24 protein-coding genes are annotated in these 22819 nt (G+C 37.9%); 12 read left to right on the forward strand and 12 right to left on the reverse strand.

Annotated features, from left to right (window positions below; translation table 11 throughout):
• The first annotated feature begins 42 nt into the window (after positions 1-42).
• The 3 genes from AC1Z3T_RS12210 (at position 43) to AC1Z3T_RS12220 (ending at position 2397) form a co-directional block, all read left to right on the forward strand.
• Positions 43-507: a hypothetical protein gene (locus tag AC1Z3T_RS12210; RefSeq protein ID WP_100884980.1), complete on the forward strand. Its 465-nt coding sequence runs from the start codon at positions 43-45 to the stop codon at positions 505-507.
• 479 nt (positions 508-986) lie between these two features.
• On the forward strand, positions 987-1703 hold the full coding sequence (locus AC1Z3T_RS12215) for an MFS transporter (RefSeq protein ID WP_373866493.1): 717 nt from the start codon (positions 987-989) through the stop codon (positions 1701-1703).
• Between the two features lie 13 nt (positions 1704-1716).
• Positions 1717-2397 (forward strand): hypothetical protein, encoded by a 681-nt coding sequence (locus tag AC1Z3T_RS12220; protein ID WP_004831241.1) that lies wholly within the window; start codon positions 1717-1719, stop codon positions 2395-2397.
• Between the two features lie 92 nt (positions 2398-2489).
• On the opposite strand, the gene AC1Z3T_RS12225 is transcribed toward AC1Z3T_RS12220, so the two are convergent.
• Positions 2490-3341 (reverse strand): SDR family oxidoreductase, encoded by an 852-nt coding sequence (locus tag AC1Z3T_RS12225; protein WP_100884981.1) that lies wholly within the window; start codon positions 3339-3341, stop codon positions 2490-2492.
• Positions 3342-3467: 126 nt separating this feature from the next.
• Here AC1Z3T_RS12225 and AC1Z3T_RS12230 point away from each other — a divergent pair, with 126 nt between their 5' ends.
• A complete protein-coding gene (locus AC1Z3T_RS12230; RefSeq protein WP_004831239.1) occupies positions 3468-3845 on the forward strand; it encodes a winged helix-turn-helix transcriptional regulator in 378 nt (125 codons plus the stop codon).
• Positions 3846-3906: 61 nt separating this feature from the next.
• On the opposite strand, the gene AC1Z3T_RS12235 is transcribed toward AC1Z3T_RS12230, so the two are convergent.
• The 5 genes from AC1Z3T_RS12235 to AC1Z3T_RS12255 form a co-directional block, all read right to left on the reverse strand.
• Positions 3907-4536, reverse strand: coding sequence for a DUF2238 domain-containing protein (locus AC1Z3T_RS12235; protein WP_100884982.1), 630 nt, complete (start codon positions 4534-4536; stop codon positions 3907-3909).
• A gap of 102 nt (positions 4537-4638) precedes the next feature.
• On the reverse strand, positions 4639-6027 hold the full coding sequence (gene purB / locus AC1Z3T_RS12240) for an adenylosuccinate lyase (RefSeq protein WP_100884983.1): 1389 nt from the start codon (positions 6025-6027) through the stop codon (positions 4639-4641).
• A gap of 120 nt (positions 6028-6147) precedes the next feature.
• On the reverse strand, positions 6148-6879 hold the full coding sequence (gene hflD / locus AC1Z3T_RS12245; RefSeq protein ID WP_004831235.1) for a high frequency lysogenization protein HflD: 732 nt from the start codon (positions 6877-6879) through the stop codon (positions 6148-6150).
• Positions 6880-6906: 27 nt separating this feature from the next.
• Positions 6907-8046: a tRNA 2-thiouridine(34) synthase MnmA gene (mnmA, locus tag AC1Z3T_RS12250; protein WP_100886282.1), complete on the reverse strand. Its 1140-nt coding sequence runs from the start codon at positions 8044-8046 to the stop codon at positions 6907-6909.
• A 4-nt stretch (positions 8047-8050) separates the two neighbouring features.
• Positions 8051-8536 carry an NUDIX hydrolase gene (locus AC1Z3T_RS12255; RefSeq protein ID WP_009587264.1) on the reverse strand — a complete coding sequence of 162 codons (486 nt, stop codon included), beginning with the start codon at positions 8534-8536 and terminating at the stop codon, positions 8051-8053.
• A 466-nt stretch (positions 8537-9002) separates the two neighbouring features.
• On the opposite strand from AC1Z3T_RS12255, the gene AC1Z3T_RS12260 reads away from it, so the two are divergent.
• From AC1Z3T_RS12260 to AC1Z3T_RS12275, 4 genes are all read left to right on the forward strand, one after another.
• Entirely contained in the window at positions 9003-9758 is a 756-nt protein-coding gene (locus AC1Z3T_RS12260; protein ID WP_100884984.1) for a hypothetical protein, read from the forward strand.
• Between the two features lie 12 nt (positions 9759-9770).
• On the forward strand, positions 9771-10817 hold the full coding sequence (locus AC1Z3T_RS12265; protein WP_004831230.1) for a linear amide C-N hydrolase: 1047 nt from the start codon (positions 9771-9773) through the stop codon (positions 10815-10817).
• 12 nt (positions 10818-10829) lie between these two features.
• Positions 10830-11312: a hypothetical protein gene (locus AC1Z3T_RS12270; protein ID WP_004831228.1), complete on the forward strand. Its 483-nt coding sequence runs from the start codon at positions 10830-10832 to the stop codon at positions 11310-11312.
• A 354-nt stretch (positions 11313-11666) separates the two neighbouring features.
• Positions 11667-11807 (forward strand): hypothetical protein, encoded by a 141-nt coding sequence (locus AC1Z3T_RS12275; RefSeq protein ID WP_227565982.1) that lies wholly within the window; start codon positions 11667-11669, stop codon positions 11805-11807.
• Between the two features lie 278 nt (positions 11808-12085).
• Here AC1Z3T_RS12275 and AC1Z3T_RS12280 read toward each other — a convergent pair whose 3' ends face one another.
• From AC1Z3T_RS12280 to AC1Z3T_RS12295, 4 genes are all read right to left on the reverse strand, one after another.
• Entirely contained in the window at positions 12086-12634 is a 549-nt protein-coding gene (locus AC1Z3T_RS12280) for a gamma carbonic anhydrase family protein (protein WP_100884985.1), read from the reverse strand.
• A gap of 134 nt (positions 12635-12768) precedes the next feature.
• Positions 12769-13917: a D-alanyl-D-alanine carboxypeptidase PBP5/6 gene (gene dacC, locus AC1Z3T_RS12285; protein WP_004831225.1), complete on the reverse strand. Its 1149-nt coding sequence runs from the start codon at positions 13915-13917 to the stop codon at positions 12769-12771.
• Positions 13918-14057: 140 nt separating this feature from the next.
• Positions 14058-14453 carry an MCR_0457 family protein gene (locus AC1Z3T_RS12290; protein WP_004831224.1) on the reverse strand — a complete coding sequence of 132 codons (396 nt, stop codon included), beginning with the start codon at positions 14451-14453 and terminating at the stop codon, positions 14058-14060.
• 174 nt (positions 14454-14627) lie between these two features.
• On the reverse strand, positions 14628-14993 hold the full coding sequence (locus AC1Z3T_RS12295) for an MCR_0457 family protein (RefSeq protein ID WP_100884986.1): 366 nt from the start codon (positions 14991-14993) through the stop codon (positions 14628-14630).
• A gap of 419 nt (positions 14994-15412) precedes the next feature.
• Between AC1Z3T_RS12295 and surE the strand changes: the two genes are divergently transcribed.
• From surE to AC1Z3T_RS12310, 3 genes are all read left to right on the forward strand, one after another.
• A complete protein-coding gene (surE, locus tag AC1Z3T_RS12300) occupies positions 15413-16198 on the forward strand; it encodes a 5'/3'-nucleotidase SurE (protein WP_004831222.1) in 786 nt (261 codons plus the stop codon).
• Between the two features lie 105 nt (positions 16199-16303).
• Positions 16304-17143 carry a peptidoglycan DD-metalloendopeptidase family protein gene (locus tag AC1Z3T_RS12305; RefSeq protein ID WP_004831220.1) on the forward strand — a complete coding sequence of 280 codons (840 nt, stop codon included), beginning with the start codon at positions 16304-16306 and terminating at the stop codon, positions 17141-17143.
• A 94-nt stretch (positions 17144-17237) separates the two neighbouring features.
• Entirely contained in the window at positions 17238-18170 is a 933-nt protein-coding gene (locus AC1Z3T_RS12310; protein WP_004831219.1) for a LysR family transcriptional regulator, read from the forward strand.
• A 120-nt stretch (positions 18171-18290) separates the two neighbouring features.
• On the opposite strand, the gene AC1Z3T_RS12315 is transcribed toward AC1Z3T_RS12310, so the two are convergent.
• Positions 18291-19502: an aspartate aminotransferase family protein gene (locus AC1Z3T_RS12315; RefSeq protein ID WP_009587226.1), complete on the reverse strand. Its 1212-nt coding sequence runs from the start codon at positions 19500-19502 to the stop codon at positions 18291-18293.
• A 162-nt stretch (positions 19503-19664) separates the two neighbouring features.
• Here AC1Z3T_RS12315 and grxD point away from each other — a divergent pair, with 162 nt between their 5' ends.
• Positions 19665-20009 (forward strand): Grx4 family monothiol glutaredoxin, encoded by a 345-nt coding sequence (grxD, locus tag AC1Z3T_RS12320; RefSeq protein WP_004831217.1) that lies wholly within the window; start codon positions 19665-19667, stop codon positions 20007-20009.
• Positions 20010-20119: 110 nt separating this feature from the next.
• On the opposite strand, the gene AC1Z3T_RS12325 is transcribed toward grxD, so the two are convergent.
• Positions 20120-22744, reverse strand: coding sequence for a Lon protease family protein (locus AC1Z3T_RS12325; protein WP_100884987.1), 2625 nt, complete (start codon positions 22742-22744; stop codon positions 20120-20122).
• Positions 22745-22819: the final 75 nt, after the last annotated feature.

The raw sequence follows: 22819 nt of genomic DNA on the forward strand, positions 1-22819 counted from the left end.
AAGCGATTTCATAGTCAGTCATTTACATTAAAGGAAAATAATATGAAAAAGCTAATATTACTCAGCATGATATTGCTGTTAACTGAGGTGATTTATGCGAAGCCTTTAGAATTACGCCCCTTATTACAAGATCGCTTTGAGAAAAATTGCGCAATCCGACAGCAATATGATTTTCATAATGATGATAATGAATTGACTGAACCCTTAAAGCGTCATACTACAAAATCAAGCTATGTCGATAAAAATGTTTATGATTCAAGTGTATATCAAGTCAAAAATGTCAATTATGCTGGTATACCGATACGCAAAATGGAATTTAGTTTTGGGCGGCTAGCGCAGCAATTTAATGAATATTTATATTTTGATCTCAGTTCAGAATCGGCTAAAAAGAAATTTAAAACACTCAAATTTAAACAAAATCATCAGAAAAGTCAGGTCAGCGTTGAATATAAGAAAAATCTTGCGATTGTTCAATGTTATTGGTTGCTTGAGCTAAACTACGCATAAGAGAGGCAGATAAAAATGATTGTTTGTTTATTAAACGAACAAATTACTTCGACTTTTATACATAAAAAAGCATATTTATTCACATAAATATTTAAAATAGACCCTAGGGTCTGTGGACAATTCGTCTATGTTTGCGACTAGGTGTGTTTTTTAGGCGATTCTAGGCGCGAAATACGAAATCTAGTCATTCTAAATGATGAGAAACACTGTTTCGCAAGGGAACGACGAAGCGACAAAAAACACGCTAGTCCCCGCTGCGCCTTGCGCTGCAAACAAAGCAGTGCTTTGTTCTTGCTCAGGGTTGTGGTTAAAATTATCTCAGGCTACGTTATGAAACTTAAAAATAGTCTCGCTATTCTCTTCATTTCATGCCTTGCCTGCTCAATTTTAACCTACAACGCAAGCCATTTATGAAATGTTCACAGCCCCTAACTATTAAATAAAAAATTAAGGAATGGATTTTGCAGTTGAAGCAAATTATGGCAGGAATCGCCTTTATCTGTGTGGCTACACTTTGTGGAGTTATGCTTGCTATTTGGGTGTTTAAGTATTTTAGTATTTATATTCCTTTAGAAAATCAGGCTGTCCGTATTGATTTAAAAGAACCGCTACAAGCTAAAGTACAAATTCATGATGCCCTGAATGTTGATGTTAAAGGGAAAGTGAATGCTGAAATTCCAATCCATGAAAAATTGAATTTACCGATCACTCAGACTTTAACGCCCCATGTTTACTTTGATAATCAAGTACCAATCGAAACCAGTATTCCTGTGAATGAAGTGATTAAAATCAATCAGGATATGCCGATTGATACCAAAGTGAAAGTCACAGTTCTTGGAAAAGATATTACTTTACCTCTGAAAGGTACCATCCCGGTGAAGATGGATGTGCCCATTAACTTACAAGTTCCGTTGAATCAAAGCATACATTTAAAATTTGATGCACCTGTTAAAGTTTTACTTAAAGAAAATTTGCATATTCCATTAGACGCAACGCTTAAAACCAATATTCCGATTCAAGGTCACCTCAATGTACCGATCAAATCTGCATTGCAAGCCACAGTAGATGTTCAAAATACTTTGCCTGTGAAAATTGAGAAAGGGCAATTAAAAATACCGCTAAACAGTATAAAACTTTCACGTCAGACCGCTGGACAAGCTGAGCGTGAACATACTCAATCTGAAGCATTGAATTAGGTTGATCTGGAATATGTGGTTATTTAAATCGCTTAAAACGTTATTATTCAGTTTCCTCATTGTCGTATTATGTGTTGCAATCGGTGTCTGGTTATATTTAAACATTCAGACCTCAATGCAAGTTTCTGCTCAGCAGGCACAAATTCAATTGTCTGAATCTTTACCTACAAAAATTCATGTGGGTAACTATTTAGAAACTCATGCCAAAGGAGCTTTAGATACAACACTAGATATCAATCGCGAATTAACTTTACCTTTAAATGGCAAATATTTAGCCAATTTAAGTTTTGTGGTCACCACACCGATTGAGGTTGATTTAGACTATTCGACTCAAATCCAAATCGAAACAGTGATGCCATTAGAAACAACCACTGATTTGGTTTATCAAAATAAACTGCTACCTGAATTTCCTTTAAAACTGGACATTCCGATTAAGCTTTCTGTACCTTTCAACATCAAGCGACATTACCAAGTACCGATCAAAATCATGTTTGATGGTCCAGTCTATTTGGAATTTAATGAGCTAATTAGTTTATATGTCAAACATCAGCTAAAACCGATGCTCAATATTAATGATCCGATGACCATGCAAAAAATTGCGACATTTGATGCAACGATGTACAACACCAAAAGACAATCATTCGCAGATTTACAGATGAATATTGATCTACCTGTACGTAATATTCATCCATAGCATTGTTTTGCCACGATATTTATTTACTTCAATATCGTGGCATTGGTTGTCTCGTGTTCAGGAGGTGCGAATAGATCGCAAACGCATAGATGCTAAAAAAGTGATTTCACTTGAGATTGAATATCGGTGGTTTTGCGACCAATCAATTGTTCTAAATCTTCACGAGTACTGAACATAGCACCATGTGCAGTTTGGACATCCGCATCGACAATTACACTGACTAATTCGCTTGGTAAGCCAGCCGTAGTGAGTGCTTGTGTATAGTCCTCAGCACTGATATTTTGGTATTGAACAGATTTGCCAGACGCTTGACCAATATAAGATGCCAAGTCGGAAAGTGTAAAACTGGTTGAGCCAGCAAGTTCATAGGTTTTGTTTTCATGACCTGTTGAACTCAGTACTTTAGCTGCTGCTTCAGCATAATCGAGTCGAGACGCTGAACTAATTTTGCCGTCTTGAGCGCTGCCATAAAGTGTGCCTGTTTCTGCGGTATGTTGCACATTGGCTAAGTAATTTTCGTTATACCAGTTGTTGCGTAACAGGGTATAGCTCAAACCGCTTGCTAAAATAAGGGCTTCAGTTTCACGATGTTCTTCTGCTAAACCCAATGGGCTATGCGTTGCATTGAGTAAGCTGGTATAGGCAATATATGGGACTTTGGCAATCACTGCTGCATCAATCACAGCTTTGTGCTGCGGTGTACGGCGTCCAATTTCATTGGCTGAAATGAGTAATAGTTTATCAATGCCCTGTAATGCAGGAACCAATGTGTCTGGTTGGTCATAATCAAATTGGCGAAGTTCGATACCGATTTGTTGAAGTGCTTGTGCTTTATCTAAGTTACGGACTAAAGCCAGGATATTTTCTGCCGGGATGCGTTTCACTAAACTCTGAATGACCAATTGCCCAAGTTGACCTGTAGCACCTGTAATTGCGATTTTCATAAAGTTCACCTTTTGATTGATTTGGGTTGGATGTTTTTTAAACTTGATGCTATTATCATAGTTACTAAACTTACCAAATGTAAGTACATGCCGAAAAGTAAGCTAATTACTGTGTGGAGAGAATTCATGAGCATCTATGCTTCAAGTCATTTAATTGGTCAAGTTTTATCCAGTGAATGTCCATCTAGAGAAATATTGGAGCATTTAACCAGTAAGTGGTCTGTGTTAGTTCTGCGGTGTTTAAGTGATGGTGTGCAACGATTTAGTGAGTTGCGCAACCGTATTGAAGGTATTAGTGAAAAAATGCTGGCACAAACTTTACGGGTATTGGAACAAGATGGATTTATTTTACGTACGGTTTATCCAGAAGTTCCGCCAAAGGTTGAGTATCAATTGACGATTTTAGGTGCACAAGCCGCTGAAAAAATAAGTTATGTGATTGGTTGGATCGAGAGAAGCTTGCCAGATATTTTGGCAAATAAAGAAAATCTAAATAAATCTTAGATTAACTGATATTCACCAAACCGTTAACATTTGGTGAATATATGCAGTCTTAAAAGTGATCTTAATTTTGTTTGTTGGTTTTTAGACTTAGCAATCCTGTAATAATTGCACCGATTGTTGCTAAGAACATGTCTTTATGTGCATCCCAAACATCGCCTTGTTGCCCATTATAGTTTTCAGCTTCTTCTGGGGATAAACCAATTGCCAACCACCATTCAATCCATTCATAAAATAAGCTGGTTGCCATGACAAATTGAATCACCAGAATGAATAAAACGCTTGGTTTTAAATTTGGTAGCCAGACTTGGAAAAGGCGATAGAAAAATGGGTAGAGAAACAAGCCATAAAAAAAATGTACAAAGCGATCAAACATATTGCGTGACCATCCCATGGCTTGGTTAAGGTCAAAGTGTAAATATTGGATTGACCAATCATTATACGGTACATAGGAATAAAGATAGTGAGCAGCGATGACATGAATGATCAGAAATAAGATATAGAGTAGAAATGAGGAAAAACTCAGTCCAATTTTCTTTAAACAGAAGAATAAAGCAACCAACATCAGCACCGTACCAATTTGATGCAACATGTAGGACGGATATTCTAATGGATTGATACTTGCTAAAATAATGGCAATTGCTAGAACTGCCAGTACTAGCCAGTGTTTTGGGGTTAAAGAACGGTAGATCATTATATTGTTTTCTAAAAATTATTAATGCGCATTGTAATCAAAATGCAAAAAAATGCGAAGCTTTAGCTTCGCATTTTTATGACTAAAAAAGGATTACAAACCTTAGATTTTAGCGATGAGATCTTTAATTTGCTTCGCTTGATCAGCAGCATTACCAGTATAAGTTGCTGGGGTCATTTCAGCTAAACGCGCACGGTCAGCAGCAGGTACAGCTTCAAGCTCAGTACCATTGACAAAGTTGACCATCATATCGCGTGTCATTGCTTGACCACGCGTCAATGCTTTTAATTTTTCATAAGGTTTTTCAACTGCATAACGACGCATAACTGTTTGAATTGGTTCAGCCAATACTTCTTGAGCATGATCAAGATCTTCATTTAAACGAGCAGCATTTAATTCAAGTTTACCAATACCTTTTAAGCATGCTTCAAATGCGATTAAGCTTTGTGCTAAACCAACACCCATGTTACGCAGTACTGTAGAGTCAGTAAGGTCACGCTGCCAGCGAGAAATAGGAAGTTTTTCACCCAAATGCGCCAATACCGCATTTGCAATACCCAAGTTACCTTCAGAGTTTTCAAAATCAATCGGGTTTACTTTATGTGGCATAGTCGAAGAACCAACTTCACCTTCTTTCAAACGTTGTTTGAAGAAACCGAGTGAGATATAACCCCATACGTCACGGTTAAAGTCGATCAAAATTGTGTTGAAGCGACGTAAAGCATCAAATAATTCAGCAATATAATCGTGAGGTTCGATTTGGGTTGTATATGGGTTGAATGTTAAGCCTAATGACTCAACAAAAGTTTGAGCATGTGCAGGCCAGTTGATTTCAGGGTATGCAGAGTAATGTGCATTGTAGTTACCTACAGCACCGTTAATTTTACCAAGCAATTCAACTTGATTAAATTGTTTGATCTGACGCGCTAAACGATATGCAACATTCGCCATTTCTTTACCCAAAGTTGTTGGGCTAGCTGTTTGACCATGGGTACGCGATAACATCGGTTGTTCAGCGTGTTTCTCAGCCAAATCTACGATTGAATCAACAATTTGTTGCATTGAAGCCACTAAAACATCACGACCATTTTTTAGCATTAATGCGTGAGAAAGGTTGTTAATGTCTTCTGATGTGCATGCAAAGTGAATGAATTCGCCCGCATTTTTAAGTTCATCAATATGTGCAATTTTTTCTTTAAGGAAGTATTCAACTGCTTTTACATCATGATTGGTTGTGCGCTCGATTTCTTTAATGCGATTTGCATCTTGTTCAGAAAATTGAGCCACAATTGCATCTAAAGCATTGTTTGTTTCAGTTGAGAAAGCAGGCACTTCGGTGATTTCAGGACGGTTTGCAAGCGCTTGTAACCAACGCACTTCAACAGTCACACGAGCATGGATTAAACCAAACTCAGAGAGGTAAGGGCGCAAAGCATCACATTTACTTGCATAGCGTCCATCTAATGGAGAAAGTGCGGTTAAAGCGTTCATAAAGATTCCTTAAACTTTGGAATATAGGTCATATTTATATTTTACAAATACTCAATGTTAAAACCATCTATAAAATATCAACATGACCCTGTGTAAAACCGAAACTCGATCAATATCAAATTACACAACCTGATATTGTAATCGAGCAAGATCCTGAATATCTTGAAGAAGTTTACGTTTGCTAAAGATCATATTCCATGAACTACCACCTAATTGACGCCATAGGTGAGCCATCTGTAAACCTGTAAATAAACTTGCGCGAATACGATTGGTGTGTGCAGTATCTTTAAATGCTTCTGCATTACCCCGCACTAAAATTCTTGGATTAATTTGACCAGCAGTGTCGACATATGCTTGTGCTAAGTTGGCAATAATACTCGGGTGTAAGTAGTTATTATCGAAGAAGGACAACTGTTTTAAAATTTTTTGCTGGGATTGATGAATAATTTCAACGAATTTTGGGTTGCTATAGACTTTTTTTTCTAATGCTAACAATGACATTGCATATGACATTGGCAGTTTTGCACTGGCTAACTTGGGAATTCTGGATTTGGGTGAGGTGGAAAAGGGCTGAGTGATGCTGCTTTCTAATGCCTTTAAACCTAAAGAAATATCAGCCAATTGATTAAAAAAATCTAAGGTTTGACCAGACTGATTGTCTGAAGGGCGTATATTGAGACTGGCTTTAATCAATTGTTCAAAATAAAAATTGCCACTTTCCCCGATGCTTTGACGACCAGTCATAGCCGTCATATGGGTCAGCTGTGTTGCTTGAAACACAGCCGCTAACGCCAAAGCTCGATTTTGGCGTTGATTCAAAGTCTGAGGCTGTTGAAAGGGCAACTCAACCATGCCTAAATTCCTTTAAATAATGTTTAATCATGACTCGATAAAGTCTGGTTTTGGTGCATTGGTATGATGAATCACCCCACCACCTAAACAAACTTCATCAACATAAAAAACAACACTTTGTCCCGGTGTAACGGCACGTTGTGGTTCATCAAATTCGACACGTACACCATTTGGTGTATTGCTGTCTTTATAAATTGTACATGCTTGATCTGGTTGGCGGTATCGAGTTTTTGCCGTGCATCGGAAACCTGATTCAGAAATCTCTTGTTCTCCAGCAACCCAATCAATTGCTTCAGACCATAAAATCGTGCTTTGCATCAATGGATGTTCGTGACCTTGACCAACGACAAGACGATTGCCTTCAAGGTCCTTATGTAGAACAAACCAAGCGCCTTCTTCGGCACCTTTTAATCCACCAAGACCAATACCACCTCGTTGACCGAGCGTATAGTACATTAAGCCGTGATGATCACCAACCTCTTTTCCAGAATCTAAAACAATTTTTCCCGGTTGTGCAGGCAAATATTGTTTTAAGAAGTCATTAAAACGGCGTTCACCAATGAAACAAATACCTGTTGAATCTTTTTTCTTTGCAGTTACCAAACCAAGTTCTTCAGCAATCTTGCGGACTTGAGGCTTTTCAATCTCACCCACAGGGAATAATGTTTTATTGATTTCACGACCATGAACTGCATGCAGGAAATAAGTTTGGTCTTTATTGTTATCTACACCACGGAGTAAAGGTGCATATTGATCGCCTTTGCTATTGGTCGCTGTTTCTCCACGACGGCAATAATGTCCAGTCGCAATAAAATCAGCACCTAAGCTTACAGCGTGGTCGAGGAAGGCACGAAATTTAATTTCTTTATTGCATAAAATATCTGGATTCGGGGTACGACCAGCAGCATATTCCGCTAAAAAGTGCTCAAAAACACGATCCCAATATTCCATGGCAAAGTTGGCAGTATGTAATTTGATGCCAATTTTGTCACAGACCGCTTGTGCATCAGCAAGATCTTCCATAGCTGTGCAGTATTCCGTACCATCATCTTCTTCCCAATTTTTCATGAAAAGACCTTCAACCTGATATCCTTGTTGAAGTAAAAGCGCAGCAGAAACAGATGAATCTACACCACCAGACATACCGACGATGACACGTTGTTGCATAGGATTAGGCATCCAAGTTTGAAATTAAAGGAGAGTTTTGGTGCTCATAGATGAGCGAAAGTGGGTATTTTTGCCCAGATAATGCGTCTTGTACAGCTTTAATCACAAGAGGGCTTCTGGCACGTGCAGAATCAAGTAATTCTTCAAGGCTCATCCATTGCGGACCAATAATTCCAGTATCAAGTTGAGCATCAGGGAAGTATTCTGTGATATGGGCTAAGAAGCAGAATCTAAAATAAGTACGATCTGGAAACATGGGCGGAGTGTAGGTATAGATGCCAACTAGAGAATCAACTTCAATCGCATATCCTGTTTCTTCCATTGTTTCACGTATAGCAGCTTGAATAATGGTTTCATCGCGCTCTACATGCCCAGCAGGCTGGTTAAAAACAGTATGACTAACACCTTCTGTATGTTCTTCTACAAACAGGAATTTTCCATCTTTTTCAACAACAGTTGCGACAGTTACATGTGGAGACCAAGAGCTCATAATCAGCACCATGGGAGATAAAGCATTATTCTACAAAATTTTCAGCTTGGTGGCTATGTTCAAGGCTTTTTCTTTGAGCAATGGGGTAAAGTATATCACCCCAATTGGACGAATCTATTGATTGGTAATGTATGACTTATTTCAATATAAGCACCGAGATGAGCAGAACATTGAATGTCATCAAGAGTATTGTTTAATTTAATAAATCCACTGTAAAAATTAATTAAAAAGTTATTTTATTTTTAGGGATTTATAGTTGGTAAAAATATTTTTCATGACATTTTCACTATAAGTCATTAATTTATATTTTTATTTTAAAATATTGTCAGTGGGAATAAACTAAATTTTATTCGATTATTTATTTTTTAATACTTAATTCCCTTGATTTTTTATGTGATTAAGGTTCATATTTAAGCGCAATGCTTATTAAAACACATGATAAAAAATATCTATAAAGAGGGTATTGATGAAAACAAACAAATACTTATTTTTTCTGATCGGTTTGCTTTTAAATCAAGCAACACTCGCTGACATTTTCTCAGATACATTTCAAGGACCTGTAAAACTTAATCTTAATCTCTATGTATTTGCTGCAGATGTGGATGGGAATATCCAAAAAGGTAAAATAAAATACGATATCGATCAGCCATTTAAAGAAACAGTCAAGGCGCTTGATCAATCCTTTATGGGGCATGTGGATTTGAGTAAAGGCAACTGGGGGCTTTATGCAGATCATCAGTATGTTAAAACATCTCAGGAAAAAAGCGCAATCAATATCCCCGTCGCATTGAGCACTAAGCTCAATCAAAGTAGTTACGGGGTATATTATCAAGCCTATGTCTCAACCGAAACAACATCGCAGCAACAGGCAAAGTTTATTGTAGAACCTACACTTGGTTTACATCGAACTCAGGCAGAAGCAACACTTGGAGCGTTTAATCAAACACTGGCAGCAGATGCAAAGTGGACAGAGTTTTTTTGGGGATCACGATTTAAATACAATTTCGACTCGCCTTGGAATTTAGCAGCAGAATTCACAGTTGGCACTGAAAACACCACTGTTGCACATGCATATCTAGGTTATCGGATTCCTGTTTTTCATCGAAATTTCAATTTACGCGCAGGCTATCGTTACTTTGAACAAGATCATAAATCGAATAATTTTCACTGGGATGTTCGTCAGCAAGGTCCTGTGATAGGGATCAATCTACCAATTTTCTAAGAGGGTTTAATCATGAATAAGGCAATAAAAAAAGTGTTGTTTGCAGCAGGGCTTTTGGTCGCTGCTGAGGTGGCAACTGCATGTACTCGTGTTGTGTATCTTGGCAATAATGATGTGATGACAGCACGTTCGATGGATTGGAAAAGCGATGTTGGAACAAATCTATGGATTTTACCGAATAATGTTAAACGCACTGGAATGGCTGGACCAAAGTCAATTCAGTGGACATCGAAATATGGCAGTGTTGTGGCTACTGGGTATGATATTTCTACAACTGATGGCGTCAATGAAAAAGGGTTAGTAGCAAATTTGCTGTGGTTGGTGGAGTCGGAATATCCAGATGTAAAAAACAATAAAAAACCACCGCTCAGTATTTCACTATGGGCGCAGTATGTATTGGATAACTACGCAACAGTTAATGAAGCGATACAAGCCTTAGAAAAAGAGCCATTCATGATTGTCACAGATCAAGTGCCAGGAGAGAAACGTTTAGCAACGCTACATTTATCTATTTCTGATTCGACTGGTGACAGTGCCATTATAGAATATATTGGCGGTAAGCAAGTCATTCATCATAATCGTCAATATCAAGTCATGACGAACTCTCCTACCTTTGATCAACAGCTTGCATTGAATACTTACTGGAAACAGATTGGTGGAACCACGATGTTACCAGGGACAAATCGTGCTGCAGATCGATTTGCAAGAGCATCGTTTTATATCAATGCCATTCCTAAAAATGCCTCTCCGGAACATTCATTAGCCAGCGTATTTAGTGTGATACGTAATACCTCAGTTCCTTTTGGACTCAATACTGAAGAGGAGCCGAATATTTCGTCTACACGCTGGCGAACCGTTGTAGATCATAAACGAGGACTATATTTCTTTGAATCTGCTGTATCACCTAATGTTTTTTGGGTAGACTTAAAGGAGATTGATTTTAAAGATGGTCAAACCAGAAAGCTTGAGTTGGGTGCTGACCAAGCGAAAGTGTATGCAGGTAAGGCTAATTCTTCTTTTAAGGTCGCTCAACCATTCCAATTTCTGGGCATCCAATAGGATATAAAAAACATGATGAAGAAACTTTGGTACATTCCTTTGAGTGCATTGCTTATCGCAGGATGTGCTTCAAATCCTAATAATGCGAATTCAAATGTGGGTACTCAAGGCTTATTAATCTGTCAGCCAAGTGAAATTTGCCCGATTGTGACAGTGGCATGGAACGAAGCACATAAAGACATTCTAAAAGTTAAACTGAGTTTAAACAGCGCATACACCAAATATAATATTGAAAAAGTTGTATTTAGTGATGGGGTGAAAAGTCATTCATTCAATGTGATTGGACCTACTGAAATTGATTTTGCATTTAAAGCCAATCGTTCACGTAACAGTGTTTTAGTTCCTGTGAATATGATGGTTGATTTCAGAGGCTCAGAAAATGTCTTTATGGAAATTCATACAGATCAGGGTGTAATTAAACGTTATATCGTGAAAGATAATGTGAAAGCGCCTGTGTTTGAAGAGTTAAGTAAATACTATAAAGTGAATGAATAAGCACTTTATATTGATCAAATTGGGTTTTAATTTCACTTGATTTAGCTGAAATTAAAACCCATCTATCTGGATATTTGGAAATTTCCTCGACGTCTCACGTTAAAAATAATATTGAAAATTATGTGGTTATAAATGAGTTGCGATTTTTTTTCACATACAAATATACAAGAATTTCCAGTTTTTGGAAAAATGAAATATCTAACGTATTGGCTTGGTGAATTGGAAAGCGAGTATTTTCAGCGCAAGTAGAGCTTATAGTTAGGGCAAAAATAAGGTATTTTACACATACAAACACAAGCTATGATTGGCTTTTTAGAGAATCAACTTAGCTTAAAACAAAGCGCTTTAAGGGATATGAATGATCTTTTTAAAGATGCTGGGATTTATTTATCTGAACATCAGATTTGGGATGATTTAAATCTTGAACAAATTGAAGTCACAGATGAACAGTATGATCTTATTTCGAATAAGATTTCTATCTCTCTCATTTTTTAGTTCTCGGTGTCTAAGCGATTTTTGTCCAGCAATAGAGGTCATTGATGGGCACTTTAGCCAAGTGTTTTCAGGAACTTAAAAGAGCATTTAGAAAATAGAACTTATTTATACTCAACTTAACATTGCTGTGATCATTGTGATAACCCATCTAACTGTGAATATTATTTTCATTTTGAGATCTTTTAAATAGACGCCTAGAGCAATCATACTCACTCAATTAAATTTCAAATTTTGCTTTATTAAAAATATAAATCTTTTAATAAAGCATGGAGCTTGGTTTAGTTTTGATTCAATTCATCAATATAATTGTTCGCTACTTTCACATAATGCCTTGCAGAATAAGGTAAAAATTCTTTTTCTTTGTCTGTTAATGGGCGCACTTTTTGTACAGGACTGCCTACATATAAATAGCCGCTTTCTAAGCGTTTACGTGGTGGAACCAATGAGCCTGCACCAATCATTACGTCATCTTCGATGATCACATCATCCAGCACAATACTGTTGATTCCAACGAGAACTCGATTGCCTATTTGGCAGCCATGTAAGGTTACATGATGTCCAATAGTGACATCTTCTCCAATGATCAATGGAGAGCCATTTGGTTTTGCATCATTTTTATGGCTGACGTGTAGCATGCAATGGTCTTGCACATTGGAATTTCGACCAATTTTAATATGATTAACATCACCACGAATCACAGCAAAAGGCCATACCGAAACATTTTCAGCTAAACTGACTTCACCGATTATCACAGATAAATCATCAATGTAGCAAGTCGAGTCAATTTTAGGATGATGTTGTAAATACCTACGGATATTCTTTTTCATGTTGGCGTCCTTATCAAAGCTTAAAACTTAAAAACCGTCATCACAGTATAAAATAAAAAGGCATCCTAATCTTCGATCAGGATGCCTGTGCTTTAGTCTAATCAGTGGAGTTGAATTAGACTTTCACAAATAAATTAAAATAAGTTGCTAAAGAACATTTTGATGTGATCAATCAATCGAGAGAAGAAACCTGCTTCTTCCACTGCTTTTAATGCCACTAAAGGTTTTTCAGCAATAACTTTGCCATCCAATGTTGCCGTAAGTTTACCGACAACCTGACCTTGTTTTAATGGTGCATTCAAGTTTGGTTGAACTGTGACTTGTGTTTTGATCGCATTTGCCTGACCTTTTGGCATAGTCACATTGAAGTTTTCAGCTAAACCAATTTGTACATCATTTTCTTTACCAAAATAAACTTTAGCTTTAGCAAGAACTTGATTTGCAGGATGAACACTCACAGTTTCAAAGTTTGAATATCCCCAAGAAAGCAGTGAGCGTGTTTGATTGGCACGCTCATTCATTGATGGGGCACCAAAAATTACAGAAATCAAACGCATTGGACCACGTTTAGAAGAAGTGGTTAAACAGAAACCAGCTTCATTGGTGTGACCTGTTTTTAAACCATCCACACTTGGGTCGGTATAAAGTAAGGCATTTCGGTTACCTTGTTTGATACCATTAAAGGTAAATTCTTTTTCAGAATAAATTGGGTAGTATTTTGAGCTGTCATGAATGATATGTTTGGCTAAAACTGCCATATCTTTTGCAGTGGAGTAATGACCGTCAGCAGGCATACCTGTTGCATTGATGAAGTGAGTATTGGTCATGCCGACACGTTTAGCTTCTTGATTCATGACATAAGCAAATGAACCTTCATTGCCAGAAATGTGTTCAGCCATCGCTTTGGAAGCATCATTACCCGATTGGATAATAATACCGCGTAACATTTCTAAAACTGTTGCAGTACCATTGAGCGGAACATACATACAAGATTCAGTGCTACTTCCTCGACACCAAGCGGACTCATTCATGCGAACTTTTTCATTTTCAGTCAGTTCACCTTTGAGGAGTTTTTGCTCAATGATGTAACTGGTCATCATTTTGGTCATCGAAGCAGGCGCTAGTTTTTCATTTTCATTCTTCGAAGCAAGAATTTGACCTGTCTCATAGTCCATTAAGACGTAAGATTTATTATTTAATTCTGGCGGAGTTGTTAAGACGGTTGCTGCATAAGAAAATGAAGGTAAAAGTAATAATGCAGCAATGGCGCTTTTTGGGGTCATTCTAGGTCGTTCCAATCGTTATATGAGCACAAACAGGCTAGCATTTTAGGACAAAGCAAAGCCGACTTCTATACAGAAAGTCGGCTTATTTCTTACTTATTGTAACTATTTCATTATTTGTCTAATAAATTGCACCACGATTATGCACCATAACGACTAATGTCGTTACAAATCGCAGTATTTTCAGTATCTCCAGCTTTCTTGGCATCAGCTTTGGCTTCTTTCAAAGCACGTTGAAAATCCTTTTGTTTGGCTAAAGTTTTTAAAGCTTCTTTCGGGTTCTTGTCATTTGGCATGTAATCTTTCAATAAGTGATTGAAACCTTTATCAAATGCAGCATCAGTTTTAATCAAGCTCGGGCAAATATCAGAAAGTACATAAATTGCGGCAAGTTCTTCTTTAGAGACTTGTTGTTGTGTGACTTCAATATTCTGTTCATGCGAAGCTGCGTCTTTAGGTGCTGCAAAAGCATGAGTCATAAATAAACCACTGGCTGAAACAAGGCTTAATGTAAGCATTTTTAAAGTCATACGCATGATGGACCTAATCAATTATTTCTCTTAACAAGAGGCATAGAGTAAACGTAAAAACAGTCAAAAATATAGATAAAATGTATTGATGTTGTAGATTTATTTGAATTTTTCGCAAAAGAGTATTTTAAAAAGATGTTAAAAAAATGCTTTTAACATCTTTTATCCTCATTTTTATTTTTAATGTTTGAGTTCAAGTACATCATTACAGACAGCTTTGTGTTCGGCTTGGTCTACTTCTTTGGCATTTGCTTGTGCTTCTTTAAAAACCGATTGATATTCAGGATCTTGTTTAAGTTGATCTAAAGTCGTTGTTTTAGATAAATCTTTCAATAAAGTTTGAGTTAATGTATCAATCTTACTTTGGAATGTAGCATTATTTCCAATCAGTGACGGGCAGACTTCAGCAAGTACCTGTGTAGCTGCAATATCTTCTTTGGCTAAGAGATCAGCCTCTTGAGTGGTTAAGCCTTCTGCAAATGCAGTGTGTGTGCAAAGTGTGATGAATGCAATAGAAACTGTACGAGTAAGAGAACGTGTAATCATCTTTTTAGTCACAAATTTAATTTAAAGTTGAGTGAGTAACTATATATAATTGCTGAATAAATTTGTATTAAATTACTCAACAGTCATGACATAATTTATGTGAAATTGGGTGGTAATTGATTAACGGGTATCAAGATAACCTTTAGAAGATATATGAATAAGTTGATAACCTGAATGTGCCGAGACTTGATATTTTTAAAATGACCTGATTGAGAAATTAATTGCTTTAAGTGAGCGCGTTAAATGACTTGGTCTATAATTTCAAGATGGATTTCTTTTTAACAACAGATTTGTAGGAATGGAGACTTTAAGTCATAAGCATTGAGTGTTATACAATTTAGTGTATGTTTTAAAATGAATTGATACATTGTTAGATAAAGAAATCATGAATTCATACTGTTATTAAGAGAAGTTTTTGAGTGAATATTTTAATTGCCAATGACGATGGTGTATTTGCACCAGGTATCCAAGCTTTAGCAAAAGCATTAAGACCGCTAGGACGTGTTGTAATTGTTGCACCTGAAAGTGAACGTAGCGGTTATTCTAGTGCTTTAACCTTAGATCGACCATTACGTCCAATTCAAGTTGCTCCAGATATGTGGGCAGTCAATGGCACTCCTGCTGATTGTGTTTATTTATCAATGAATGGTTTATTTGATTTTGAATTTGATTTGGTGGTCAGCGGTATCAACAGCGGAGCGAATCTAGGAGATGATGTACTTTATTCTGGAACAGTAGGTGCTGCATTTGAGGGGCGTTTAATGACTTTACCTGCAATCGCGGTTTCATTAGCAGGCAGCAATGTTCGGGCTTATGAGCGTGCTGATGATTATGCACAAGCAGCACAGTGGGTTTATACATTTATTGCTCAAGGACTACCACAGCTACCACCGCGACATATTTTAAATATTAATATCCCAGATGTTGCTGAAATTCAGGGCGCTCAGATTACCTATCAAGGGCGACGGGTACAGTCAAAACCAATCACCAGTCAGGTTGATCCGCGTGGTCGTCAAGTGTATTGGATTGGTTTGGCAGGCGAGGCGGTTACAGACCCTAAAAAGAACTTACAGCATATCCAGTCAGATTTTTTTGCTATCGCCAATGGTTTTGTCAGTATCACACCGATTCAAATGGATGCGACCAACTATGGAATCTTGGAAACTTTACAATCGCAGCTCTCACATAGTCATTTTGATGTATGAGTGTTATAAGTTTGTGAAAAAGAACTGCGAAACAGTGAAATAAGTGTGTTTTTTGCTAATCTTAAGCAAATATTTTTAAATTTAAGATTGTAGAGAGGGAAATCAATGCTTTTGGCTCGATCAAAGCTTTATATTCAAATGCCTAAGCGATGGGTAAAAATCATTTTATCCTCAGTTGCCATTACTTCTACAATACTTGTTACTGGTTGTGCATCGAAGCCACAGATTAATAATCCAACACGTTATGCAGTTGCACCAGAGTATTATACTGTACGTTCGGGTGATACGCTTAGCGGCATCGCTATGCGTTACGGTTTGAGTTATTTAAGTGTAGCTGAAATGAATGATATTGCTGCGCCATATCGAATTTATGTTGGACAGTCATTGCGTTTGAAAAAGGGTGGGGCGAATGCTAACCGTTCAACAACTAAAGCTTTGACAAACAATGAGCCACAAATTCAACGCCAAACCATTAAGTTGCCGACGCAGCAAACGACAACATCACCGTCTGTAACAACAAAAGTACCGTCTGTCACAACAGTGCCAGCTCAAACAACAACGACAGTACAATCTACTCGTTTAAGATGGGTTAAACCGTCTACAGGACCTGTGATTGCAAGTTATAATCTTGCGAATAATATTAAGGGATTGCGTTTTGGTGGAAATCAAGGCGATCCTATCTTTGCTGCAGCAGATGGACAGGTAGTTTATGCTGCAGATGGATTGAAAGAATATGGTAACCTTGTCTTGGTGAAACATATTGATGGTTACATTACTGCATATGCACATAATAGTAAAATGTTGGTAAAAAGTGGTCAAAATGTGACCGCGGGACAGAAGATTGCAGAGATGGGATCTTCTGGTGCGACAAGCACAATGCTGGAATTCCAAGTGCGTTTGGACGGAAAACCTATCAATCCTGCAAATATTTTACCAATAAATTAAATATTTTAATGCAAAATGTAATTTTCTTCGTATAATACAATGAGTTGCTTTAAATAAAAAATGTGAAGCAGCTCATAATTTCAGAGGGAAATTTATGTTAGATCAACTTCGAGCAATGGGTGTCTTTGCTTGCGTTGTTGAAAAAAGCTCTTTTAGTGGTGCCGCGCGTGATCTTGGCATTACAACTAGTGCGGTTAGTCAGCAAATTAGATCTTTAGAACAAGAGATGGAAGTTACACTTCTACATCGTTCTACACGAAAGCTGAGTCTAACTGAAGCTGGTCAAGCTTTTTTCCACAGCTGTCAAGAAATGCTCGCTGCGGCTGAGCGTGGAAAAATCCGTATTAATGAGTTGCGAGACGATTTAGTCGGTGATTTACGCATAGCGACCACCCCGGAAATAGGTGCTACACATGTTGTGCCTGCATTATCACATTGGATGTCTGCGCATCGTGGTTTGATGGTTCATTTTGAAGCGGATAACCAATATATCGATTTAATCGAGGAACGCATAGATATTGCAATTCGTATGTCTTCTAAAATGGAAGATGCGAATAATTTAAGTTGTACGCCACTTGCGAGAGTAGATCAAATCTTAGTCGCATCGCCAAGCTACTTAAATCAGACTGTGCCCATTTCACGACCTGAAGATTTACAGAATCATGATTTGATTCCTGTGAATATTATGAAAAATTATCAACATTTTTCATTTCAGCATAGTGCAACAGGTGAAGTTGTAAATTTAGAAATGAAGCATCGTCTTCAAACAAATAACGTATTTGTTGCAAAATCATTGTGCCAACACGGACATGGCATTGCACGTATTCTTTATTTAGATGTACAAAAAGAATTGATGAACGGTACTTTGGTTGAAGTGCTTCCTGAATGGAAACTACCAACTTTCACGCTAAGTGCAGTTACTTTAAAGCGTGAACAGCAACCGATGAAAATTCACCGCTGTTTGGATGCTTTAAAACAATATTTTAGCCAGTTACCTGGTGGTAGAATTTTCCAAGAAGCTTCTTAAAAGCCCAAGTTCTAATAAGTTTGAATAAAAAAGCCGCTTTAAAGCGGCTTTTCTATATTTGAAATTTGGATTTAAGGAGATCATCAACTTAATCTCCTTAAATGATATTTAAAAACAGTCTTATCCAAGAAATTTCTGAATTGCAGGAACTAAGCGTTGTAGGAGGTCATCAGCTTGTTGGCGATTCATATTTAATGCAGGTAATAGGCGAACTACATTGCCAGAAGTCACATTGATAATTAAATGATGTTCATCACGGGCAATATTCACCAATTCACCACAGTCTTTTGGAAGTTCAATCCCAATCATCATACCGAAACCACGGACAATCACATTTTGTGCTGCAAGCTGAATGCGGAACTGATCCACCAGATAAGTACCAATTTCATTCACATTGGACATGATATTTTCTTTTTGGATTAAATCAATCACGGTATACACAATACGTGAACCTAAATGTGTACCACTATAAGTCGAACCATGATTTCCAGCAGTCAAAACACCAACCCCACGACCCTGAGTCATTACTGCACCAATCGGGAAACCATTGCCTAGACCTTTTGCCGTAGTTAAAACATCAGGAACAATATTGGTGTGTTGATAAGCAAAATATTGACCAGTACGACCATTACCAGTCTGCACTTCATCTAACATCATTAACCAATTGTGTTGGTTGCAAATAGCACGAATATCTTCAAGATAACTAAAGCCTTGTGGGGCTGTATTTACACCACCTTCGCCCTGAATCGGTTCAACCAGAATTGCCACAATATCAGGATGATTAATTGCTGCTTCTTCAATCGCTTCTACATCTCCAAAAGGTACACGAATGAAACCATCAACCAAAGGTGCAAAACCTTCTTGTACTTTCTTATTGCCTGTGGCAGAGAGTGTGGCAAGTGTACGACCATGAAATGAATGATCTGCTACAATAATTTTAGGATTAGCGATGCCTTGTAAGTGACCAAATTTGCGCGCAATTTTAATTGCACCTTCATTGGATTCAGCACCACTATTTGAGAAAAAGATTTCTTCCATACCTGAAACTTCAGCCAGCTTTTGTGCAGCTGCTGTTTGCCAAGGGACTTCATAAATATTACTGGTATGGATAAGTGTTGCAGCTTGTTCAGCGATTGCCTCAGCCAATACAGGATGTGCATGACCAAGACCACAGACAGCGATACCTGTTAATGCATCAAGATATTCAGTTCCATCCTCAGTATAAAGATAAGAACCTCGCCCTCGAACAAAGCTGATCGGTTGACGGCTGAATACAGGCATCAAATGTGAAGGTTGATCAGTTTGTACCGGAGCAAGGGTAATGTTGTTCATGACTAACTCTTATCTGTTAGGAGGGAAAAGAAAGGATTATCTAACCAAAATATGCGGAAGATTTAAAGCCTAAATGTAAATAAAATTGGAAATAATCGTCTAGACATACTCTTTATTGTGGATTTAGGTATAATGCAGGCAGATGAGTTGAGGATTTAATCAATGACTGAACAAGCGCGTGATACAGAAGCGTTAATTCGCGACCAAATTGCTAAACATGCTGTACTTCTTTATATGAAAGGTACACCACAATTCCCACAATGTGGTTTCTCTGCTCGTGCAGTAGAGGCACTTAGCCAAATTGGTCGTCCATTTGCTTATGTAAATATCTTGGAAAATCCAGATATTCGTGCAACTTTGCCACAAATTGCAAATTGGCCTACATTCCCACAATTGTGGATCAATGGTGAGTTGATTGGCGGTAGCGATATTATGCTAGAAATGTTCCAAAATGGTGAATTAAAACCATTGATTGAACAATATAGCCCAGCACCAGAAGCAAAATAAGCCACTGATGCAAAGAAAGCACCGTAAGGTGCTTTTTTATTGCCTAATGTTGCAAGATAATAGATGAAGCCCCAGTTTAGGGGCTTCATCAAGCTTAGCTTGTATAGGTTTTACTTGCGTTTATTTTGCTGAGTTACAAGGTCTGCGGCATCATCAGTTAATAATGCAGGATCAATCTCAACTTTCTTGGCTTTTTTATCCTTCTTTTTTTTCTTTTTCTTTGGTTTTTCTTCGATTTCAACACCATCCTCAAGTGCTTGCCAATATTCAAGTTGAGCCATCACAGCAGCATAGATAGAACCTTTGGTATAGCGTCCCTTTTTATCCAAACTGCCGACTGGACGAGCCATTAAAATTTCCAATGCCTGATCAATCGTGTCTATGGCATGAATATGGAATTGATTTTGATTTACTGCATCTATAACGTCTTGACGTAGCATTAAATGTTGCATATTTTGACGTGGAATAATGACGCCTTGTTTTCCAGTCAAACCTTGCAGTTTACATGCATCAAAGAAACCTTCGATTTTTGCGTTAACCCCACCGATAGGTTGTACTTGACCCAATTGGTTCATTGAACCTGTAATTGCCCAAGATTGATCAATTGGCAATTGGCAAATTGCAGAGATTAAAGCTGACAACTCAGCAACCGTAGCGCTGTCACCATCGACTTGTCCATAACTTTGCTCAAAGGCAAGTGCCGCAGAGAAGTGAAGGATTTGTTCACGTCCAAAGTGCGCTTTAAGGAAGCTGGACATGAGCAAAACGCCTTTTGCATGTAAAGAGCCGCCTAATTCAACACTACGCTCAATATCAAGAATATCACCACCACCTTGGTATACTGAAGCAGTTAAACGTGATGGTAAGCCAAATTCAACATCCGCATATTGGATCACAGATAAGGCATTGATTTGACCTAAACGATGCCCACGCGTTTCAATCAGCTGTGTGCCACGGGAAAGGTCTTGCCAATATAGTTCTCTTAAATAACCTAAGCGATACTGACGATGTTTGAGCGCTGTGTTGATGTGATGTGAGGTTACGAGCTTTTCATCCGATTGTGCAGCATGATGGTGTGACTCACGGATCAAATCTCCTAAAGTCAATGCATGTAATGACAGAGAACTTTGGTCTTCTGCTTGACGGCTAGAGTCTGTAAGTAAAGCAGCCAAAGCTGAGCGATCAAAAGGTAATAACTTGTCTTGTTGAACATAGTCTGCAATCAACTGCATGTAGGCTTGTTCATTGTCATCATTTCGTTGCAAGGTATCAGTAAAATCTGCACGAATCTTAAAGACACTGCCTAACTCAGGTTCTACTTCTAAAATTTCATAATATATTTCTGGTTCAGCGAGTAAAACCACTTTAAGGTTGAGTGGAATTGAAGCCGGTTCTATAGAAATACTTCCTGTCAAAGTCAGCATATGTTCTAAAGATGACAGTTTGAGCTGACCTGATTTTAAAGCACGTTTTAATCCTTGCCATGCATATGGCTGTTCTAAGAGTTGTTCAGCTTCCAAGATTAAGAAACCACCATTGGCTTGGTGCAATGAACCTGGACGAATCAGCGTGAAATCTGTGGTAATGGTTCCGTTTTGTGTGAGTTGCTCCACATGCCCAAGTAAATTGTAATGGGTAGGGAAGTCTTCAAAAATTACAGGTGCACCAGAGTTTGGTTTGTTGCTCACCACAACATTGGCTTGGTATCTGGAAGGGACGCGATTAAAGAGCGATGGAGAAAACTCTTCGCCTTCTTGATCTAAAATTGTCTCAACATTGTCAATAATATCAGCCGCAAAAAGCTTTAAATATTGCTCTAATCCATGCACAGTTTTGAATTTATTGAGAATCTGCTCAATACGAGGAAGCACCACTTGCTTGGCAATATCACGATTGAGTTCAGAAACTTGATCACGTGCATCATCTTCAAGATCACCTAATTGCAGACCGAGGCGTTCCAGCTTTTTATCCATATAACGCATATTGGAGTTGATTTCTGCACGTTGTTTGCTATCAAGTGCATTAATGTCTTCTTGTGACATTTCCAATACTTTGTCATCTTTGACATGAATGGGTACAAAAATATGTTCGTCGTTTCGATTGACTAGCTTTAAGTCGAGATCTTCACCTTCTTTGGTCAGTTCAACTAATGCAAGCTGTTGCTCATTGCCTGTAATCTGGCGAATACGTTCGATACGGTTATGATAGGTTTCTGCACTAAAACGACGTTCGAGCTGCTTAAGAATGGTTTGCCAAGTTTGATGTAGCAGTGTTTGGAATTTGTTGGCTTGCCCAGCTTGGAAGCGTAATGCAATAGGTTGGCGTGCGTTTTTAAAATTATAGACATATACCCAATCATCTGGCGTTTGCATCGCTTTGGCATGTTGCTGAAGCAAACGTTTAATCATGGTACGTTTGCCTAGCCCTGCTGTACCTACAGCAAAAATATTATAGCCAGAATAAGGTAGGGCAATACCTGCCTCAACAGAGGCTTTAGCACGATCTTGACCCAAAAAATTATTTAAGGGTTTGATTCTTCTGGTTGAAGAAGGAATCTTGGAGAGATCTGGGATATGCGTCAGTTGTTCAGGTTTTAGGGCTGTGAGTGTCAAGGTATTTTGAATTTCCGTTTGATCAAAAGCAGATGGAAAATGGGTTTCAGTTTTTTGTATTAGGCTTGCAGTGTGAGTATTTGAAACAGCGGTAGAGCTTAATTGATCGTGTCTTTGGGTCACAGGTGAAATCCAAAACTTATATGGGTTGAAAGCTTTAAGGTATACAGGATTGGGGGTAAAGATCAAGCATCTATA

It is taken from the genome of Acinetobacter sp. B-6 (assembly GCF_056930735.1).

Excerpts from the sequence above, each read along its gene's own strand:
- mnmA (WP_100886282.1), bottom strand. The coding sequence starts at position 8,046 with ATGCAACAACGTGTCATCGTCGGTATGTCTGGTGGTGTAGATTCATCT.
- AC1Z3T_RS12220 (WP_004831241.1), top strand. The coding sequence starts at position 1,717 with ATGTGGTTATTTAAATCGCTTAAAACGTTATTATTCAGTTTCCTCATT.
- dacC (WP_004831225.1), bottom strand. The coding sequence starts at position 13,917 with ATGACCCCAAAAAGCGCCATTGCTGCATTATTACTTTTACCTTCATTT.
- AC1Z3T_RS12215 (WP_373866493.1), top strand. The coding sequence starts at position 987 with ATGGCAGGAATCGCCTTTATCTGTGTGGCTACACTTTGTGGAGTTATG.
- AC1Z3T_RS12305 (WP_004831220.1), top strand. The coding sequence starts at position 16,304 with ATGCTTTTGGCTCGATCAAAGCTTTATATTCAAATGCCTAAGCGATGG.
- grxD (WP_004831217.1), top strand. The coding sequence starts at position 19,665 with ATGACTGAACAAGCGCGTGATACAGAAGCGTTAATTCGCGACCAAATT.
- AC1Z3T_RS12225 (WP_100884981.1), bottom strand. The coding sequence starts at position 3,341 with ATGAAAATCGCAATTACAGGTGCTACAGGTCAACTTGGGCAATTGGTC.
- AC1Z3T_RS12210 (WP_100884980.1), top strand. The coding sequence starts at position 43 with ATGAAAAAGCTAATATTACTCAGCATGATATTGCTGTTAACTGAGGTG.
- AC1Z3T_RS12315 (WP_009587226.1), bottom strand. The coding sequence starts at position 19,502 with ATGAACAACATTACCCTTGCTCCGGTACAAACTGATCAACCTTCACAT.
- hflD (WP_004831235.1), bottom strand. The coding sequence starts at position 6,879 with ATGGTTGAGTTGCCCTTTCAACAGCCTCAGACTTTGAATCAACGCCAA.
- AC1Z3T_RS12280 (WP_100884985.1), bottom strand. The coding sequence starts at position 12,634 with ATGAAAAAGAATATCCGTAGGTATTTACAACATCATCCTAAAATTGAC.
- AC1Z3T_RS12235 (WP_100884982.1), bottom strand. The coding sequence starts at position 4,536 with ATGATCTACCGTTCTTTAACCCCAAAACACTGGCTAGTACTGGCAGTT.
- purB (WP_100884983.1), bottom strand. The coding sequence starts at position 6,027 with ATGAACGCTTTAACCGCACTTTCTCCATTAGATGGACGCTATGCAAGT.
- AC1Z3T_RS12275 (WP_227565982.1), top strand. The coding sequence starts at position 11,667 with ATGAATGATCTTTTTAAAGATGCTGGGATTTATTTATCTGAACATCAG.
- AC1Z3T_RS12295 (WP_100884986.1), bottom strand. The coding sequence starts at position 14,993 with ATGATTACACGTTCTCTTACTCGTACAGTTTCTATTGCATTCATCACA.
- AC1Z3T_RS12260 (WP_100884984.1), top strand. The coding sequence starts at position 9,003 with ATGAAAACAAACAAATACTTATTTTTTCTGATCGGTTTGCTTTTAAAT.
- AC1Z3T_RS12265 (WP_004831230.1), top strand. The coding sequence starts at position 9,771 with ATGAATAAGGCAATAAAAAAAGTGTTGTTTGCAGCAGGGCTTTTGGTC.
- AC1Z3T_RS12290 (WP_004831224.1), bottom strand. The coding sequence starts at position 14,453 with ATGCGTATGACTTTAAAAATGCTTACATTAAGCCTTGTTTCAGCCAGT.
- AC1Z3T_RS12270 (WP_004831228.1), top strand. The coding sequence starts at position 10,830 with ATGATGAAGAAACTTTGGTACATTCCTTTGAGTGCATTGCTTATCGCA.
- AC1Z3T_RS12255 (WP_009587264.1), bottom strand. The coding sequence starts at position 8,536 with ATGAGCTCTTGGTCTCCACATGTAACTGTCGCAACTGTTGTTGAAAAA.
- AC1Z3T_RS12310 (WP_004831219.1), top strand. The coding sequence starts at position 17,238 with ATGTTAGATCAACTTCGAGCAATGGGTGTCTTTGCTTGCGTTGTTGAA.
- AC1Z3T_RS12230 (WP_004831239.1), top strand. The coding sequence starts at position 3,468 with ATGAGCATCTATGCTTCAAGTCATTTAATTGGTCAAGTTTTATCCAGT.